12 protein-coding genes, 1 other RNA gene and 1 pseudogene are annotated in these 20248 nt (G+C 43.3%); 8 read left to right on the forward strand and 6 right to left on the reverse strand.

Annotated elements, in window-relative coordinates; all coding sequences use genetic code 11:
* Nucleotides 1–70 precede the first annotated feature (70 nt).
* Together HY064_01670 and HY064_01675 are read right to left on the reverse strand one after the other, a co-directional pair.
* On the reverse strand, nucleotides 71–724 hold the full coding sequence (locus tag HY064_01670; GenBank protein ID MBI3509344.1) for a hypothetical protein: 654 nt from the start codon (nucleotides 722–724) through the stop codon (nucleotides 71–73).
* Complete coding sequence (locus HY064_01675) at nucleotides 721–3033, reverse strand: M48 family metalloprotease (protein ID MBI3509345.1); 2313 nt, start codon at nucleotides 3031–3033, stop codon at nucleotides 721–723. Before HY064_01675 ends, HY064_01670 begins: the two co-directional genes overlap by 4 nt.
* Before the next feature lie 222 nt (nucleotides 3034–3255).
* Between HY064_01675 and HY064_01680 the strand changes: the two genes are divergently transcribed.
* From HY064_01680 to HY064_01695, 4 genes are all read left to right on the forward strand, one after another.
* A complete protein-coding gene (locus HY064_01680; GenBank protein ID MBI3509346.1) occupies nucleotides 3256–5964 on the forward strand; it encodes a WG repeat-containing protein in 2709 nt (902 codons plus the stop codon).
* Nucleotides 5965–6064: 100 nt separating this feature from the next.
* Nucleotides 6065–6685 carry a carboxymuconolactone decarboxylase family protein gene (locus HY064_01685; protein MBI3509347.1) on the forward strand — a complete coding sequence of 207 codons (621 nt, stop codon included), beginning with the start codon at nucleotides 6065–6067 and terminating at the stop codon, nucleotides 6683–6685.
* A 91-nt stretch (nucleotides 6686–6776) separates the two neighbouring features.
* Nucleotides 6777–8906 (forward strand): T9SS type A sorting domain-containing protein, encoded by a 2130-nt coding sequence (locus HY064_01690; GenBank protein ID MBI3509348.1) that lies wholly within the window; start codon nucleotides 6777–6779, stop codon nucleotides 8904–8906.
* A 97-nt stretch (nucleotides 8907–9003) separates the two neighbouring features.
* On the forward strand, nucleotides 9004–11328 hold the full coding sequence (locus HY064_01695) for a SpoIIE family protein phosphatase (GenBank protein MBI3509349.1): 2325 nt from the start codon (nucleotides 9004–9006) through the stop codon (nucleotides 11326–11328).
* A gap of 87 nt (nucleotides 11329–11415) precedes the next feature.
* On the opposite strand, the gene HY064_01700 is transcribed toward HY064_01695, so the two are convergent.
* Nucleotides 11416–12729, reverse strand: coding sequence for an ammonium transporter (locus HY064_01700; GenBank protein MBI3509350.1), 1314 nt, complete (start codon nucleotides 12727–12729; stop codon nucleotides 11416–11418).
* Between the two features lie 45 nt (nucleotides 12730–12774).
* Nucleotides 12775–13908 carry an outer membrane beta-barrel protein gene (locus HY064_01705; protein ID MBI3509351.1) on the reverse strand — a complete coding sequence of 378 codons (1134 nt, stop codon included), beginning with the start codon at nucleotides 13906–13908 and terminating at the stop codon, nucleotides 12775–12777.
* Between the two features lie 284 nt (nucleotides 13909–14192).
* Here HY064_01705 and HY064_01710 point away from each other — a divergent pair, with 284 nt between their 5' ends.
* A complete protein-coding gene (locus HY064_01710; protein ID MBI3509352.1) occupies nucleotides 14193–14840 on the forward strand; it encodes a ribulose-phosphate 3-epimerase in 648 nt (215 codons plus the stop codon).
* Nucleotides 14841–14844: 4 nt separating this feature from the next.
* On the opposite strand, the gene HY064_01715 is transcribed toward HY064_01710, so the two are convergent.
* Nucleotides 14845–14982 (reverse strand): hypothetical protein, encoded by a 138-nt coding sequence (locus tag HY064_01715; protein MBI3509353.1) that lies wholly within the window; start codon nucleotides 14980–14982, stop codon nucleotides 14845–14847.
* Here HY064_01715 and HY064_01720 point away from each other — a divergent pair.
* Together HY064_01720 and HY064_01725 are read left to right on the forward strand one after the other, a co-directional pair.
* The gene (locus tag HY064_01720; protein MBI3509354.1) at nucleotides 14981–16843 is read left to right on the forward strand and encodes a sulfatase-like hydrolase/transferase; all 1863 of its coding nucleotides are present in this window, start codon (nucleotides 14981–14983) and stop codon (nucleotides 16841–16843) included. The two genes, HY064_01715 and HY064_01720, sit on opposite strands and share 2 nt — an antisense overlap.
* 167 nt (nucleotides 16844–17010) lie before the next feature.
* A complete protein-coding gene (locus HY064_01725) occupies nucleotides 17011–18336 on the forward strand; it encodes a hypothetical protein (GenBank protein ID MBI3509355.1) in 1326 nt (441 codons plus the stop codon).
* A gap of 121 nt (nucleotides 18337–18457) precedes the next feature.
* Here the strand turns inward: HY064_01725 and HY064_01730 are convergent.
* A pseudogene (locus HY064_01730) lies at nucleotides 18458–19660 on the reverse strand (alanine dehydrogenase).
* Between the two features lie 148 nt (nucleotides 19661–19808).
* Here HY064_01730 and ssrA point away from each other — a divergent pair.
* Nucleotides 19809–20175: a transfer-messenger RNA gene (gene ssrA / locus HY064_01735) on the forward strand.
* The last annotated feature ends 73 nt before the right edge of the window (nucleotides 20176–20248 follow it).

Here is a 20248-nt window from a genome sequence, read left to right on the forward strand (position 1 = left end):
AGTTGCATAACTCCAGAAAAAAATCTGTAAAAACCAACTTCTCACTTTTTCTTCTCCCATTATCCCATTATCAAATCAACAGTGCCACTCCGAAGAACACAGAAAAATATTCCTTGAACGCTGTGCGGCGGTGAATGTAATTGCTCTCATCCACTTTTCCGAGATTGAGTACCGGGTAACCAAAACGAAGTCCTGTATTCGCAACAAGATGATCCCAGAAAACTCCCTGCGTTCCGAATGCAACATGCAGCATAAGATCGTTCGAACTTTTCGGCATGAGTTCCGGGCTGTAATAATAATGGTTCTTCGTAGAATCGGAAGCAGAGAACGTACTCATTGCGTAACTCAAACTCACATCATAGAATTTTCCGATCGGTGCAATTCCTCCGCGGTCTGCGCGGAATGTGCGCACACAAACTCCGAATTGTTTTGCATGAATAACATCGCCGGCAGCGAGTGAACTGAAATAAAGTTCATTGTTCTTCAGCGACCACATATTATAAAAAACGCCCACCTGCATTCTGCGCGCAACAATGCAATTCACATTGGCGCCATACTGCACATCGTAGTGCAATGCAAAATCTTTTGCAGAAGTATAGAACGGCGCATAACTTCCTTCCATGCCGATGATGATGCGATGGCCGAGATAACCACCGGTTCCCGGAGTTGCATCAACTGTTATCACTGAAGATGCAATGAATAATGTGAAGAAAAACTTTTTCATTTTTTATCCTCCTTCTTCGGTTTTGATAATTGACGGATGAGATCGAACACGTGAAGTTTCATCCGGTCCTTCGTTGCTTTTTGATTTGTCATTTGTGTTTTCTGAACGAAGACCGGTTTGCCGGTGGAAACATCGTACACAATGGAATAATAATAAACATCTTCGCGCGGCGTGATCAGGCGATAAACCGTATGCGGCAATAATGGAAGCGCAACAAGTTCGAGCGCGCGCACTACGTATCCGCCGCGCTTCTGCCTGTACGTGTAGTACGCCGACCACATAAAATAATTCGTTCCGTATTTTTGCGCAATGGCGTGCATGTCTTCCATCGGGTAAGGAAGAATCTGGTTGTCGCCATACTGGTCGCGCTGTTCGAACCATTCGCTGGCAACAAGCAGGTCATTCAGTTTTCCCACGCTTGTAGAATCGAGTCCGTTCCCATCGAGAAATTCTATTTGCATTCCGCATTTATCGGCGCTCGACTGCATCTCTTTGAGCAGATCCGCTTTTCCTTCGAGCGATTTCATTACATCCACATCCGAATTCTCATCCTTATCGGAATAAGCAACGAAGATCGGGTTCACTGCAATTATTTTGGAAATTCCCTGCGGCGCAGTAAATCTTTCTTCCCGCTCTTTTTCTAATTTACTTTGCGCCCTGCCGCTTTTTTCATCGTAGAGTGAATCGGCAATTACAAGACTGTCGGCGTAATTGCTTGCCCAGCGATACAACTGCACAAAACCGGAATCTTTCATTTCATTGAGAAAAGCAAATTGCCAGTAATGAAAATGCTGTATCGAATCTTTATCCATGTGATCGAGCGCCACACGATATCTTTCTGTAGGCGTATCTGTTTTTATTTTTTTTGCAAGCGCTGTATCTTTTTTTGCATTATCGCCAAGCGCAATGAACAAGCTGTCTGTTTTTGCAAAATCCTTGAAGCGGATATCATTCTTCACCGCGAGTTCACGTGCAATTCCCTGGCACCAGGTGTAAATATCTTTGTCATCAGGATATTTGAGATGTGCCTGCCACGCATAGTCGAGCACCATCACATTCCATCCCGTCGCATCTGTTTTATTCACGAATGCAGTGAGCCGTCCCTGTTCACCAATTACTTTATCATCTTCTGCCGACATGCTGAACCATGCCTGGAATAAAGCAGCGAGATCGCTGAAATCGTAAGCACGATTTTTCTCAATGACTTCCGCGTAGAGCGCACGCACCATTTCGCGCGTGAGGTAATGATTGTCGGGATAACTTTTCTGATCCACGTAATCAGCATAAATGGATTGCGTCCATTCACCGTCCGAAATATGTTCATCACATTCTTCGAAGCGCGCCATCTCTTTTATTTTGTAAAACATTTCGGAAGAAACCAGGAAGTAAACGCCTGTTGTGTCCTTCGGATCCAGCTTGGAAAATTTTTTCACGATTGCTTTTCTTCTTTTGTAAACGCTCGGGTGAGTCGCCAGATCATCATCTTCATCTTCGTCCTGCGGTTTGATCGCCTTCACCGTGTCGACCTGAAATCTCGAAGGAAAAAGAAGATAATATGTTTCGAAAAAATTTTTAGAAAAAGAAGTATCGCTGAAAGGCGCATCGGCAAGAGCGAGAATATCGAAAGCAGCAATAGCAGCATGCGGATCGTAATTTGAATTCACGAGTAATTCAAATCCTTCTTCGTCCGCCTGCGATTCCTGGCTGCGCGCGTAACGGTGGCGCTTGAGATAACGATTTTCAAAAGTAGTTTCTTCGTATTTCCCGATACCGTTCTGCGCTTTTACTCCTTCCTGATATCCCTGCAAAACGTGATGCCGTTTGAAGTGGATTATTTCGTGCGCGAGCACATACGCGAGTTCCGCCTCATTCTGCAAACGCGTGAGCAATCCAACGGTGACAAAGATCACGCCCTGGTCGGTGGTGAACGCATTCACTGCTGAAGAACGTAAAACATAAAACGTAATTTTCTTTCTCAGTTCCGGATCCTGCTTGAGCAAAAGAGAATCGGCAACGCGGTTCACATACATACCGAGCGTATCATTCACCAGCACCGTTCCGCTGAAACGAAGCTGATCAATGGAATAATTATTCTGAAGATAGAATTGTTGTTCCGCCTTCTGTTCTTTCTGGTCGTCGGTGCTGATCTTCTGTATATCCTGCTCGTACTTTTCTGCAGTGGAAGTGAGAAAATCTTTCGGGAGCGGCCCGTTGGATCTCGCCGGTTTGTAATTATCCATGTTCGGATGTTGTGCGAACAGGAGAACCGGAAAACAAAGAACGGACGCAATTTGAGAGAGTCGTTTCATAGTTTCAAAGTTACATGCAATGTACTGTTTTAATAATCCAATTTTGATTAAAAGTGACAAAAAAAACAGAACGTATATTCACTTGTTAAAAAAACAGGGACGGTTGTCCTGCAAACATGTATTCCAATGAACGGATTCTGTTTCTTTATAGTGGAATTCAGTTATAGCAATATGAAATTCATCTTCCCGAGAAATTTTTTAGCCCTGATTTTTGTTTGCCTTTTGCTAACTACTTTTTCACCCGCACAGGCGCTTCACCGCGCGCAGAACGCAGCGCATTGTTCTTATGGATTGAAAAACGATAAGGAAGAATGGGTTTTGCAGCCAAACTATGCCAGCATCGATTACAGCAGCAGTAAACTCGGCGTTACCGGCTGGTGGATCATTTCGGGCGATGGAATAAAATATGGCCTTGCCGATGATGAAGGAAAAATTATTTTCCAGCCGTTGTTTAATAATGTAATACTTGAATTTAATCCTGCTCAGAAAAATATTTTTGATCCGCCGCCGCCGCCCTACATTAATGCAGACAGCACTATCAGCGTGAGTAAAGTGTCGGAAATTTCGAACCAGGCAAACAGAATGAATATTTATTACGAAGGAGAAGAACACGTGGGATTGGCCGATTCTTCCGGAAAAATTCTCTGCCCTCCGCGTTATGCCTATATGCAATTTGAAAATGAGAAAAGTAATTACGCGAGTATCCTTGTTAAGGATTTGAAAACAGGGAATTCCCTCAGCGGTTACATGGACAAGCACGGAAATGAAGCAGTAAAGCCCGAATGGAAAATAATTTCTCCTGAAGGAAAAAAAGGTGTTTGGGTGAGCAACGGAATAAAAACCGGTTTTGTAAACTGGAATGGAAAATTCCACAGCGAAGAAATAGTTTACGCCGGATCCAGCGATTTATACTTCGGCGACTTTACAAATTACAGTACGGAAAGAATTTTCATCGGCTACTGGAAGAACAGGATAGGACTGATGGATGGAAACGGAAAAATAGTTTTTCGCCCCATGATCGATTCACTCGGGCAATGGCTCCCTGCGAACATTTGTATTTACAAGTCGAATGGAAAATACGGCATCGTGAACACGCGCGGAAAAATAATGATCGATGGTTGTGATAGCATACAACCCTTCACGCAGATGCCGATGGACGATTATTATTTTTATGCCGATCCGGTGTCATGGAAGAATGTATTGTGTTTTGTAAATGGAAAGTGCGGTGCGTTCAATGATTCGGCCGGCCTTGTCGTGAAAATAGATTTTGTGAATGGAGGATGGATCGATGACGCGCACGGATTTTTCTGGGGCGAGAAAAACGGCAAAGTGATTTTCGCAAAAATAAACGGGAAGAAAACGATCTGCACTTCACCGGGGAATATGCTCGCATCACTTAAAAGTTATGACCTGGATATTTTTAATTTCCCCATGCGCGTGAGCGGCCCGCAAGGCATGTTGCTTATTGATGAGAATGGAAATATTCTTCAGCGATGGAATTTTTCATTGGGAGATAGGGTGGACAATGCCTCTTATTTCCGCATCAGCTCCGCCACCGGTGTTGGAATTTTTGATGGCGATAATGATTTTCTCGTTGCTCCGCCAATCTTTATGCGATCGGGTTCCGGTGGAAGCGGCGAGGAAACTTCAGATGCCTTTTACGTGGAAACTTACAGTGGAAATTTCGGGGAATATTCCGCATCCGGAAAACTGATCATCGATACGGGTTACGTTTCGTTGAGTGATGACGATTATCCTTCGTTCGTGCACGTGGGCCAGCGCACCGATCACAACTGGGATCTGATCGACAGCACTGGAAAAATTATTGCGCAAAGTGAAGAAGAAATTCTTCGTGTTCCGGAAACGCGCCGCGTGATCATTACCATTGATCAGCAGGAAAAAATATTTGATCTTGATTCGAACAAAATAGTTTGTGAAGGAAATTACACACGCTTAATTCCACTGCATGATGAATTTTACATTGTGTATGATGAAGACGCGGGCAAGCAGGGATTGATGAACAACGTGGGTGAAATGATCCTGCCCATGGAATACAACGAGATCATTGGTCCGTTCGATGGAATTTTCCGCGTGAGTAACGATCTCGGTGACGGCGTTATTGACCAGGATGGAAATTTTATCATTCCTATAAGTGATAAGAGCTGGGCTTTGCTGCCGCAGAATATGGATACGATTTTCGATTTTCACATTTTCGATACCGGCGATCACGAAAACAATATTGATTTTGCTGACGATAAATTTGCTTCGCTTAATGATATTGATTGGAAAAAATGCAAAGACGGAATGTGTGAAGCGGCGAATTATCACGCAGCTAAAAATCGATTGATCGACTGGTTAGTGCAGGGCGATAAAACCGATGATCATTTTGAGAATAATTTTTATTTCGCCCCGGTGAATCTCGAAGAGCCGGAAGAATATTATGATGACGAGGAGATATGGGTGATAGACGAAACTGCTTCAGTAAAAGAGGTGACTGCTTTTTCATTTACGATAACGGATTACGTCACCGCCGATGAAGGCGCCGGAGAAGATAAATTCGATTGCACCAATTACAGGATTTACAATGGAAATCTCGATACGCTGAAACTGCAGGATATTTTTGACGTGGGAAAAAATTATGCGGCACTCAACGATTCCATTCACGCCCGCGCCTATATGGATAATTCCGACATGGATAATTCCGATAAAGAGATCATGTTCAACTGCAGCAACCCGGATGTACTATTACCCGATTATTTTATCATTGGCAACAAGGGCATCACTTTCATTTATGTAAACCAGAATGAAGAATCACAAAACGATCACCTCATTGATAATCTTGTTTACGCCGGTTTTACCTGGAATGAACTTGCGCCTTACCTGAATAAAAATTTTGCTTCCATCGTGGCAAAAGATAGAACTGAGAGATGAGAAATGAGAATTGAGAACTGAGAACTTAGAGATGAGAACTTAGATATCGACTCGAAACTCTAAACTCACTACATTCGCGCAACAAACCAAAACAACAATCATGACTTTTATTCAGACAGGGATTCCACAAGCGGGAATTGTTGAACTTTTATTTTACAAGGGCCCAACCGGGAAAGCGCTTTCCAAACTGGCACATACTATTCTCCGCGGCCCTTCTTCACTTTCTCCCGGCGAACGGGAACTCATTGCTTCTTATGTTTCTTATCTCAATCAATGTGAATTCTGTCATCGGTCACATACTGCTGCAGCCAATGAACTCATTGGTGATACGGGCAAAATTGCTTCCTGCATTCGTGAGAATATCGACACTGCTCCTGTTTCAGAAAAAATGAAATGCCTTCTGCGGATTGCAGGAAAAGTGCAGAAGAGCGGGAAAGAAGTCACGGAAGAACTTATTGACGCTGCGAAAAAAGCCGGCGCCACAGAAGAAGAATTGCACGATACTGTTCTTGTTGCCGCGGCCTTCTGCATGTACAACCGTTATGTTGACGGGCTGCGTACTTCTCTTCCTGAAAACACCGATGATTACATTGACGCCGGGAAACGCCTTGCAAAAAAAGGATATAAATATCCTCCTTCATTCCTGCTCTGGATGGTGCGCCGCATCCTGCGAAAAGATCCTCCGCAATTGAAGGAACGGCCGCAGAATAATTCATTCTGAACACGCTTCTTTTTCGTATTTTAGATGCTGTTTAAGATTTATCTTCCGAAATTCTTAAACATTCTACAACGTTGCTCAAAAAAGTAACCCGATGAAAAAATTCCTGCTGTTTCCATTTTTGTTTTTCTCCCTTCACATTTTTGCAAATTCAGGCGGCCCCGACGGGTACGGCTACACATGGAAAGACAGCAATGCACCCGGTGGGCCTTCTTTCAACTGGTGGGACATCACCAGCACAGGGACGCCTGTAACAGGATTGGGTGATGATAATTTTGTGGGGCCGATCCAGGTTGGTTTTCAGTTTCAATATTACTGGTACACGGAAAGTAAAGTGTGGGTGGGCTCAAATGGTTATATAGAATTTGGCCCGGGAAATCTCGCTGCTAATTTCGATCCTATTCCAACGCCGACAGGAGTGAATAATTACATTGGCGGAATGATCAACGACATGACTTTCCTGGGCGCAGGAAATCCGGGAAGAGTTTATTATAAAGCAACCGTCGATTCTTTCTGCGTTGAATTTTTTGATGTTCCAAACTGGGATCCCAATTCGCCGGGATACAATCTCACGAGCAATAATACATTCGAGATCATTCTCAGCAAAGCCGATTCTACCATCACTGTAAATTTCATGACAGATGTAGGAAGTTCGTACAGCAATTTCACCAGCGGAATTGAGAACAGCATCGGTAATTTCGGATTGCAGCCGCTTAACTGGCAACCACCGAATCCGAATTACACGATCAGGTATTATTATCCACCCACTGCGCTTTCCATTACCGACGGAGGTGTTGACTGGAACGATGCCGATGGCGACGGAGGAATTTTTCTTGCGAATAACGGTTCGCCTTATTCTATGTTTACGCAGATCGCAAATCACGGCAACCAGAGTTTAAGCCCGATGAACGTAAACGGAAAAATTAAAGTTCCACCGAGTAATATTTTTGTGAATACAAATACTACTTCACTTGCTCTCACTCCCGGCCAGGCGCAGATCATTAATTTCCCCGGTACATTTTCCCCTACTACTACAGGTACGCGCGAATTTGTAACAACGATCTCCGGTATTGCAGGCGACACCATCAATGTGAATGATTCCATTATACAGGAAGTTGTGGTGGTTGATACTACTCAGGTTTCTGTGCGATTGAATTACACCAACAACAATACAGATCCGATACAAGGTTCTATTTCCTGGGCAGGTGGCGCCGGCGGCGTTGGAGTTTATATCAAACCACCAACTTATCCTGCCAGAATTCTCAGTACACATTTTGTTTGTGCATTCGCTCCATTTTCAGGAACTGCTTTCTATGCAAAAATTTATGCCGATAACGGGCCGAACGGAAGTCCCGGAACTTTGCTCGACTCCGTTGCAGTGCAGGGTGTGAATGTTTCTGCTAATGCGGTGACGCTGGTTCCGGTTTCAAATTACATTGTTCTGCTGAGTGGTGGAATTTATGTGAACTGGGATATGGCAAATGCAAATTGTGCGATTGCACAGGATCTCACTCCGCCATTTTCGAGACAGACGTATGAAACTTTTCAGAATATCTGGTCCACGTACCGCGATTACCAGACTTCCGATTTTTTCATTGGCGCCGATTACCAGTGTTCTGTTCCTGAAGATGTGGGAGTTTCCAGTATTGTAAACCCGTTGAACAATGCAACTTTCAATCAGACGAACGTGAGTTGTTATATTAAAAATTATGGAACTGCTCCCGACAATTATAACATCCAGGTGAATTACAAACTGAATAACAATGTCAGTATTGTTTCACAACCTTATACCGGCGCTGTTATTTCTCCCGGCGATTCTGTTCTTTTCAATTTCACTACGCCACTTGTTGCACCTTATAGCGGAGGAGATATTCTTTATGTGTGGACTTCGAAAACTTCAGATGTAAATCACAGCAATGATACTGCACAGGTGAATGTAAATCTTGTAGGCGTGGAAGAACACGTGAAGTTGGAAGGGCTTTCCGTTTACCCGATCCCTGCGAATGAAAAAATAAATTTCCGTTTCGATGATGGAACAGATGGAGCTTCACTGATCACGATCACCGATATTGAAGGAAAAACTGTTTGCACAAAAGAAATTGTGCGTGAAATGCCCGGTGGAATTTACACGCTGGATGTTTCTGCACTGAAACCCGGAACTTATTTTTATTCCGTTCGTACCGCAGACACCAATGGCCGCGGTAAATTTATTCTTACACGGTAATTTTTTTCGGGTGATTCCGGATGGCGTGAAAGAATTCTTCCCTGTTAATTGCCTGCATTCGGGTATCTTTGTTTCTGTATAATTTTCTTTTTTTTTCATGAAGATCGGCGTCAAACTCACGCTCACATTTTTCCTGGTCGCAATGACTACGATGGTGATTATCGGTGTCATCTCCTTTCGCAAAAGTAAAGCTGCGCTTACCAAAGACACTTATAATAATCTTCTCGCTGTAAGAGAAACAAAAGAAGATCAGCTGGAAGATTATTTCAGCCAGTTGGATCACCAGGTGCATTCTTATTCTGACGATCCTACTGTAATTGCAGCTGCCCGCGCATTGAGCAACGGATTCAACGCGATCGATTCCGATCTGCAAATGAATGACGAGAGGATGGTGCCGATCAATAAGAGTCTCTCCGATTATTACCAGCACGAATTTCTTCCGCGACTGAACAAGAATCTGAAAAAGAAAGCTACCGAATCGGAAATTTCCAATCCACTCCGGAACGGCCGTATCCTTCAATCGGAATTCATCGCAACCAATCCGCAGGAAGCAGATAATAAATGCAAATTAGCCGATGCCGGAGATGGAAGTTCATATTCGGCAGCACATAAACAATATCACAACTTTTTCAGGAATATCCAGGAGCATTTCGGATACCACGATGTTTATCTTGTCGATAGTAAAACAGGTGTGATTATTTATTCTGTTGAGAAAGAGATCGACTTCGGAACTTCGCTCATCGACGGGCCTTTCAAAAACACAAACCTTGCGAATGTGTTCAAGACGGCAAATAATTCAACAGCCCTCGACACTGCTTTTTTTGCTGACTTCAAACCTTACCGTCCTGCTTTTGATGAACCAAATGCTTTCATCGCCACGACAATCTACGACGGATCAGAAAAGATAGGTGTTCTTATTTTCAGTATGCCTCTAGATGAGATCAACGATATAATGACCAACGACAGGAATTGGGATGAAGTGGGGCTCGGGGAAACAGGCGAAGGATTTATTGTCGGAGATGATTTTAAAACAAGAAATCAAAGCCGCTTGCTCATGCAGGACAGCGCGACATTTTTCAGCGTGATGAAAGAGGACAGCACTCCCGAAGATATTATTCAAACCATGCGCAGCTTCAACACTTCAATAGGAATGCAGACAGTACATACCACCGGTGTCGACAGCGGACTCGCGGGAAAAGACGGACTCGCCGTTTATGATAATTACCGTCACAGGAAAGTATTTTCTTCGTACGGGCCAATAGATGTGGAAGGGGTACACTGGATGCTTTCGTTCGAGATCAATCAGGATGAAGCACTGGAAAATGTTTATGAATTGAGAAAGCAGATCATCCTCGCATCTTCTGTCTTCCTCTTGTTCATCGCACTTATTTCTTTTATTTTAGGAAGACAGATCACCAAACCGATTACACTTCTTACAGAAGATGCGTCTGAATTAGCGACAGGAAATTTTGATGTCGAGATAAAGATCAAGCGCAAAGATGAGATCGGAATTCTCGCTGTAGGATTCAAAAAAATGCAGGTGACGATCAGGAAGATGATTGAAGAGTTACGTCACATCAACGCAAACCTCGAACAGAAAGTGGAAGAACGCACCGAAGAGATCAATAATGCAAAAGCAATTCTCGAGCACAAGAACAAAGAAATTCTCGACTCCATCAATTATGCCTTGCGTTTGCAGACCGCCATTCTTCCTCCGGTAGAAAAACTCAACGCGATCCTCGATGATTCGTTTGTGCTTTTCAAACCAAAAGATATTGTCTCCGGCGATTTTTACTGGATGAAAAAAATGGAACACCACTTGTTGATTGCCGCCGTAGATTGCACAGGCCATGGCGTGCCCGGCGCGCTCGTGAGCATGGTGGGCTCGAGTGCGCTCGACCGTTGCGTGGGAGAATTTCATCTTGCAAAACCTTCCGACATCCTCGACAAATTGCGCGAACTCGTTATTGCTACATTCGAAACGAAAGATCATGATGTGAAAGACGGGATGGACATTGCGATGGTGAGCATCCGTTACAACAAAGAAAAAACAAAAGCGACGGTGGAATATTCCGGTGCAAATAATCCGCTGTGGCTGAAACGAAAAAATTCTGAAGAGATAGAAGAAACAAAAGCGGATAAACAACCGATCGGTGTTTTTGATTTCGGAAAACCTTTTACCAATCACACGGTAGAAGTACACAAAGGAGATTGCATTTATCTTTTCACCGACGGCTATGCCGACCAGTTCGGCGGGCCGGCAGGAAAAAAATTCCGTTACAAAACTTTAAAAAACCTGTTGCAGAATATTTCAAACGAACCGATGAGTGTGCAGGGGAAAAAACTCGATGAAGCGTTTGAACAATGGAGAGGAGAACTCAGCCAGATCGATGATGTGTGCGTGATAGGAGTCAGAATTTAAGATTCAGGATCCTGATTTGAAATTCCTATTTTCCAAAAAAAATCCTGCTCGTCATGAACAGGATTTTTCTTTCATCAGAATATTATTTCAATACGCTCCATCATCATACGCTTTCTCTCCGTGCAGCGAAATATCGAGTCCTGCATCTTCTTCCTGCGGCGTTGCTTTCACACGCACCACGAGATTGATCAGGAAAAGTACCGCGTAGGTGAACACGAACGCATACACGCACGCGCCTCCAACTGCTGCAACTTGTTTAAGGAAGAAATGAGAATTGCCGCCTTGCACTAACCAGCCGACAGAATTTTTCAGAACAAGACCATTGCCGTCTTTAACGTAGATACTTCCATTCATAATTTTATTTGCAAAAAGTCCGAGCATAATTGTTCCGATCGCACCACCTACTCCATGCACGCCCCACACATCGAGCGCATCGTCCCATTTCTTTTTTGTTTTCAGCATCACTGCGCAATAGCAAATAAGTCCTGCTGCGAACCCGATGATCATTGCTGCTTTTAAAGAAACAAATCCGGATGCGGGAGTGATCGTTGCCAATCCGGCAACAGCCCCTGTCATGAATGCAACGAACTTCGGTTTTTTCTCGCGGTACCAATCGATGAACAACCACGTCATTCCCGCAACGGCTGCAGCACAATGTGTGTTCAGGAATGCGAGGCCTGTAACTGAATCAACATTCAATTCGCTTCCTGCGTTGAAACCAAACCAACCGAACCAGAGTAAACCTGTGCCGATCGCGATAAGAGGAATACTGTTTGCAACGGTTGTTGTATTTCTTCTTTTGCCAACGTAAAAAACAGCAGCGAGTGCGCCGAATCCCGCTGTTGCATGCACTACAATTCCGCCGGCGAAATCAAGAACGCCATGCTGCGCAAGAATTCCGTTGCCCCAGATCATGTGCGCAAAGGGATAGTAAACGAACAACTGCCACAACACAAGAAAAATTAAATATGCTTTGAACGTAACACGTTTTTTAAATGCGCCGGTGATAAGCGCAGGTGTGATGATCGCAAACATCAACTGGTATGCGATGAAAACAAATTCAGGAATATCTTTATTTCCGGGGAAAGGAGTTCCGGGCCCGACGTTGTTCAGAAAACATTTATTCAGATTACCAATGAAACCTCCGAGCAGATCGGTAGGAATAAATTTTGTATCGCCAAGATCATTCGGATTAAAATGCGCTCCGCTGAAACAAAGTGAATACCCGCAGATGTACCACATGATGGTGGTGACGCCAAGAGCGACAAAACTCTGGAACATTACGCCGACCAGGTTTTTCTTACCGGAAAGTCCTCCGTAGAAAAATGCTAATCCTGGTGTCATGAGCATTACAAGCGCTGTAGCAACGATCATGAATGCTGTTGTACCGGTGTTGAACATGTTTTTAGATTTAAGTGAATACTATTTTTTATTGTGATTGGAATTTTAAAATGAAATTCCCATGTTAATTAATAGTTCTGTGCGCGTGGAAACATCTTTCCCGTTCGTGTAGAATATTTTCTGCCATTGATCCATAGAGATCTCTCTTACTTCGGCGCGGAGGTAAGAATTCTCCGTGGGTTTGTATTCGACGCCCACTGTAGTTCCCCATAATTTATATCCTGTAACATTCCCTTCCCAGTCAATAAAACGTGTTGACATGAAGCCACTCGGATCCTGGAAAATTTCTCCGCGTGTATAAACAGAACTTGATTTGCAGCATTGGTATTTAAAACTCATAACACCGCTTCCCATCATACCCGGTTTTTTTGAAATATAAGAGAATGAATTTTTCTGGTAACAGAAATCTCCGCCAACCTGAATTTTCATTTTTTTGTATTGATAATTGAAAAATAAATTCTGGTGAATGCGCAAATGAGAGATCGTATCGCCCGTTGGAGAATCGTCGCCGATGTAGTTACTGTAACCGAAACTTCCTTTATCATCCGCCATAGTGTAATTCGCGAGCATGCCAAAAGATTTTTTATGGTTATTGTCTTCATACATGTTGTAACCATTCAACGCATAAAAATAAAGTGCAAGTTTTTCGCAGGGATTATAATTCAAACGAACACCGCTTTCATAATACGGTTCATAAAAAGTATTCACAGAAACAGAGCTGCAGATATTTTCTTTCGGCAATAAACCTTCTGTTCCGAAATGCGTTCTGAAAAATCCGGCATCGATCCAGAGTTTGCTGCAGAGGCGTATCCCGGCGTGCGCCTCCATAATGGGATTGAAAACAGGTGACCAGGCACTGCGGGCAATATCTCCGAAATGGAGAGAAACAATTCCTCTTGTTTTTTCTCCGTCGTATTGCGCGGTTATCATAGCTGTGTTCAATCCGAATGTTTTGCTGCGCGGAGAAATGGAAGGAAATTGCTGATCCTTATTATCACCCACCGAATCGGTGTAATACGCATAGTAGGCATCCACGTATCCGCTCACTTTGATGGCAGGTTCTGTTTTAGCAACGGTATCTGTTACCGAAAGCTGCGCGGATAAATTGAAACTGAATAATAGTAAAGAAATAAAAAGCAGGATGAAGTAATTTTTCCTGAAATGCAGATGTACAATCATTGGGAGCGGTGAATGATTATTTGTCAAATATAGAACTTCGCTTTTACTGAGCAAAAATCGGTGATCGGAGCTATTAACCGTCAATTGTTGGAAAGTAGGAATGGAAAAAAAAACTATTCCGTCGTCCGGATGATTCGGGATCCGCAAATTCTGTCTTTCACTTTCTTTCTTCCGGTTACGCATTATATCAAGACTACCGCTGCTGCTTACCCTCTGCTCACGATTGCAATCGATTCGGCGGGCAGGCTTTCTGCTTGCTACTTACTCTTTGTATATTTGCATTCATGTCTCTCCTCGTAGCTCCCTCCATTCTCTCTGCCGATTTCGGACATCTTGCTGATGATATTAATTTCATCAATGAAAGTAAAGCCGACTGGTTTCATGTGGATGTGATGGATGGCGTTTTTGTGCCGAATATTTCTTTTGGTTTCCCGGTGATGAAAACGCTGCAGAAAAATGCGAAGAAACCGCTCGACGTTCACCTGATGATCGTGAACCCGGATAATTACATTGACGAATTTGCAAAATGCGGAACGTTCAATCTTACGGTTCACTTCGAAGCATGCACGCACATTCACCGCACTATCCAGAAAATAAAATCGCTCGGCATGAAAGCGGGCGTTGCCGTTAATCCGCATACGAGTGTAATGCTGCTCGATGATATTCTTCCCGAACTTGATCTTGTTTTGGTGATGAGTGTGAATCCGGGATTCGGCGGACAGAAATTTATTCCGCAAACTATTGAGAAAGTAAAAAAACTCCGCAACATGATCGATTCAAAAAAACTTTCTGCGACGATCGAAGTGGATGGTGGCGTGGATCCTTCGAATGCGCGCGCGCTGGAGAACGCGGGGGCGAACGTGGTAGTGGCGGGCAATGCGGTGTTCGGCATGAAAGACAGGAATGAAGCGATCAAATTGATCAAGGGATAAGTTTTCAATTCAAATTTTTGCTGCAAAGGCGCAATGACGCAAAAGGTACGCAAGGCATCATATCAACAATTTTTTCTTCGTGAAACTTTGTGCCTTCGTGACCTTGTGGCCACGTTTTCATTCGAACTTCTACTTTTGTCATGAAAATATATTTCGGAAAAAAACTTCCCCTTCTTTTACTTCGACATTTCATTTTCTGGATGTTTCTCTTCGAATTGATGCGGATGATCTTCCTGCTGTGGAATAAAGAAGAGCTCGCCGGAATTCCTTTTTCAAAATTCATCACTGTTTTCTATCACGGATTTTATGTGGACACGGCGATGGCTTCCTATTTTATTATTCCTGCTTTTCTTTTTCTCAGCACATCGATGTTCCTGCAAAAAGAATGGCCACTGAAAGTGAATCAATATTTTTCAATTGCCATCATTGTCATTTGTTTTATCATTTCATTTTCCGAATTGCCGATCTACGATGAGTGGCACACGAAGCTCAATTATAAAGCGATCTGGTTCATGCGCGATCCGAAAGAAGTTTTTCATACGGCTTCATGGACGCAATTATTGCTTGGAATTTTTACGATCACACTTTTCACATGGCTGCTCTGGAGAATGTTCAAACGTGTAACGCATCACAAAACAATTCCTGACCGATCTCCCTGGTGGAGTGCGCCTGTTTATTTTCTTGTTTCTGCATTTCTCATTTTCTACGGCATTCGCGGCGGATTCCAGCAGATACCGGTGCAGGTGAGTGATGCGTATTTTACCAATAATAATTTTCTGAATCTTACTTCGGTGAATTCTGCTTTCAATCTTTTCAGCAGCTGCATCGAGAATGCACACGCGGGTGAACCTTATAAATTCATGAATGATGCGGAGATGAAAAAGAATTTTTCTGAAATGAATGCGGTAGAAAAAGATACAACGATTCATGTGCTCACGATGGAACGTCCGAATGTGGTAATGGTGGTGCTCGAAGGATGGTCGGCTGATGCGATCAAAGATTGCGGAGGTTATGACAGTATTACTCCTTATTTCCATGAAATGGAAAACGATGGAATTCTTTTTACAAATCTTTATGCAAGCGGAAGTTTATCGGACCAGGGAATGGCTGCAATTTTTTCTGCGTTTCCTTCACAACCGAAAACTTCCATCATCACGCAGCCCACGAAGTACAATCATCTTCCGTGCATCAACAAGGAATTCGAAAAAGCAGGTTATCATACTTCATATATGTTCGGCGGGCAATTGAGTTACGGGAACATACGTGCGTATATGTACTTCAATGATTTCGAAAATATTCTTGAAGACAAAGATTTCGATCCTTCTCTTCCACGCTGCCGGCTGGGTGTAGCCGATCAATATCTTTTTTCGCGGCAGATACAGGAATTACAGAATGAACCGCAACCTTTCTTCGCAGGCATGTTCACGCTGAGCACACATGCGCCTTTCGATTTTCCGGGTGATGAAAAATTACATTGGGGCGGAAAAGAAAAAGGATACATCAATTCCATTCTTTATTCCGATGACTGTATAAAAAATTTCATTGCCACTGCGAAAAAATATCCGTGGTACAAAAACACACTTTTCATTTTTGTTTCCGATCATTCGCACAATTCACCGAAAAACTGGGCATTCAATCAACCGGAGTACCGGCACATGCCACTCTTGTTTTTCGGCGATGTGATCAAACCGGAATTCCGCGGAATGAAATACGACAGTGTTGCATCACAAACCGATCTTGCTTCTACGTTGTTGCATCAACTGAATATGAATGCAGATGCATTTCATTACAGCAAAAATCTTTTCAATCCCTACACACCTCATTATGCCTACTATGCTTTTGATGAAGGATTCGGTTTGGTAAAACAGAATGAATTCCTGGTGTGGGATGTGAATGGCAGAACAGAGTACGAACATTACCTTTCTGCTGCCGATCATGATGTGATGCTGAAGCAGGGAAAAACTTTTTTGCAATTCTTAACAGAAGAGTATTTCAACTTCTGATCCTGATTTTCATTTCCACAATCAGAGTTTTCTCCACCACTTAACGTATTTCAACAACACGATGCTGATCGCGGCACCGTTCGTGTATAATAAAAGAAAGAGAACCGCGTTAGAAATAAAAGAAGCAACGATGACATACGATTACATCAAACTAAAACCGGCTGCGTATGAAAACCGTCCTTCTTGTGCTTGGTGCACTCCTCCCCTTCTTCGTTTTCGCTGATGCGAACGATTCTGCTGCTATCGATCAGACTTTCATTCATGCTTCGGGCAAAACAAATCTCTACGTGCTTCAACTGAAAAACGATGCACGTTATGATTATTGCCGTTACACGAATAAGAAAACCTACCACGACTGGGGCATTTACAGTATTGTTCACGGAAAAATTTCTTTCGAATCGAAGAACCGCCGCAATGGTTTTAATTCTGTCGGTGGAAAAACTTATTTTTTTTCGAAGAAAGGAATGTATAAGACGCGCATGGACCGCATGATGAAGAAAAAATCGGTTCTCGAATTTTCCGACGACCCGGATTACAAACGCGATTGGGCATTCAACCCCATCGCCGGAAGATCGCTGGAAGAAGATAAAACGAAAACAAAACCCGAAGCGCTCACCGCAGAAAAACGAAAAGCGGTCTGCGCGGCTTATGCGAAAAAATATTTTCTCGGCATCACTGCCGATTATGCATCGCCTTACCGCGGAATGCTCGATCAGAATTATTGCGGGCCTGATTGCTATAGCGAAACGATCGGGAATACTTATCTCGACTGGAATCTCGATACCAGTGCAACAAAATTATTTTCCGATTTTGAAACAGTCATTCACGAGTCGACGCATCATGTCAATTCGGATTATGATGGCGGAATGCACTACCTGGTAGAACCCGGAATAATAATTAAAGTTCCGGTAACTGATGATTTTCATTCTTCTGAATTTAAAAATATTGTTCCGAAGGGCGCAGCAGAAAAAATATTCCGTTACAACACTTATGTTTCCGACAGCAGCATTGTGAGTGCGAATGTGAGCGGCATTTACGGATTGCTTGACGAATATTCTGCATACAACGCGGGTGTGCGCGCCTCCACGCTCGCGGCGCAATCTGCACTACAGAAAGGCGACACTGCGCTTGCATCACAATTCATCAGTCAGGCGAGTGGAACTTATTTTGCCTATTACGAATTCAATCTTTTCACAGCGTGGTACCTGCACGAAGCAAAAATTTATCATCCGGAAACCTACACTCAGCTTATGGCGAATACCGATCTGCGTGTGGTGTACACTTTGCTCGATTCTGAATTCTCGGCAACAGTAGATAATTTCAAAAGAACTTCGGCCATCATTGAGAAATCAACGGCAACAGATTATTATTCTTATAATGAAACTACTTATGCCGCATATCCGAAACAGTTGCTCGTTAAAGAAAAACCGTATCTCGATAATTTCAGGGTGAAAGGTGTTACGACTACGAATTATTTTACGTTTCTTAAATAGCCCTCATTAGCTGAGAGCGTTTGCGGTTCCTATTTTTGTGGTACTAAGTAATGAATAATGCATAATGGATAATGGGAATTGAGACTACCGTTAGCCCAGGTTCCTCATCATACATTATTCATTATGCATTACCGGCGTAGTCCGCCAAATACTCAAACCGCTGCATGAGTTTTCCATCTTTGCAGATACTTCCTCTCTCGATCAAACCATCAGGATCATTTCCAAGTAATGCAGGAATAACTTTTTCAATAAGTTCTTTTCCGAAATTATCAGACGCATCGCGCGGCAATTCGCAGGGAAGATTATCAACTGCCATCACTGTGATCACATCGTTGCTGAAAGAATTCTCTGTTGCTTCACCTGTGTTGGGATTGTAACCGTAAAATGGTTCGGCTATGGAAGAAGGTTTTGTTGTGGAAGGAATGGAACCATCAATATCGCAAGTGACATCAGCAATTACACTGATGCGGAATTCCGGCGCTTTCATATCTGCCTTCTCAAAAAGTTTTGGTGCGCGCGGATCCCAGAAAGAACAATGAAGGAGCACATCGCAATGCGGAGTAAATTTTGCAAACGTGCTGCGGAATTCTTCGGGGTGAGAATAAAATCGTTCGCGATCCCATTACATTCCTCTCTTCGATTCATTGTAATCGTAAGAATGTAATTGTGAATATACGGCTTCGCGAAAAACATAATGCGTGAGTTCGTACGGAGTAACACGGCGGATGTGCAGCATGCCGAGCAATTCAATAGCGCCGTTCGCCACTCTTCCATTTCCCGTGATCACGATCTTCATATTCGGCAGGCGCACTTTTTTTAATTCATCTTTCAGTTCCTGCAGATCGTGACATTGCCACGCCGGTTTGAGATCAAAAAATCCGAAACGCAATCCGTAACCGCGGATACCATTGTACGCTCCCACAATTCCTGCAAAATGTCCGAAGCCGATGATGCGGTTGAAATGCGGATCGGTGAGACATTCGTAATCGATCATCTGGATTTTTTTCTGAAGAAGATTGACGAGAAGATTTTTGTTGTGCGGTTGTTTTTTTATTGTGTGTGAAAAGAAAAAATATTTTTTTCCGGGAATAAGATCGGCGGCCGGAACTTCTTTGATCCCGAGCAAGGCATCGCAGGAAGAAATATTTTCATTCAACTGAACACCTGCCGCTTTATATTCTTCATCGGAAAAACATCTCCACGCGGCCGGCTGCACATGCACTTCCACACCAAACTCACGCTGCAGAAGTATGCATTGCGCGGGCGTGAACGGCACGCGCTTGTCGCGCGGCATTTTTCCTTCTCTTACAATTCCTATTTTCATCTGACAAAGATAACTTTTCAAAAGGGAACGAATTGTGGATCAACCCGGATATGCAAATGAGAATGATAATCAGGCACGGCGATTGAATCTTTGAAATTTTCTCATTGACAAAAACTCTCAATTAGCGCTATCTTTGCAATAGCATTCCGGGCCCGACCGGTTTTGACAGCGGGTATGTGAGTGTGTAAGCATGTCGTGCGTTGGGAATATGGCACGTAAATCTCAACTCTCAAACTATCTAAACGGCGAGTCTAACTACGCCCTTGCTGCTTAATACCAAGTATCATTCAGCAATGTTCCCCGGGAAGTTTTTCCTTCTGACGTCCCGACCAGGAGCATAGAAAATAAAAGGAGTGTTCGGCAGGGTTGTGATGCCGATGCACTATCAGCAACTACGTTTGAATTCGGCGTGCAGATCGGCCTGGTTCTTACCGACAATCAACGATCAGCTACACATGTAGAAAGCATATTCATGACTTGTTTGGACGAGAGTTCGATTCTCTCCGGGTCCACTGTAGTTGTATTTTAATACAACCATTTTTAAAAACTAAAACGCCACTCCTTTGAAGCGGCGTTTCGTTTTACTGA

It is taken from the genome of Bacteroidota bacterium (assembly GCA_016194975.1).
GTDB lineage: Bacteria > Bacteroidota > Bacteroidia > Palsa-965 > Palsa-965.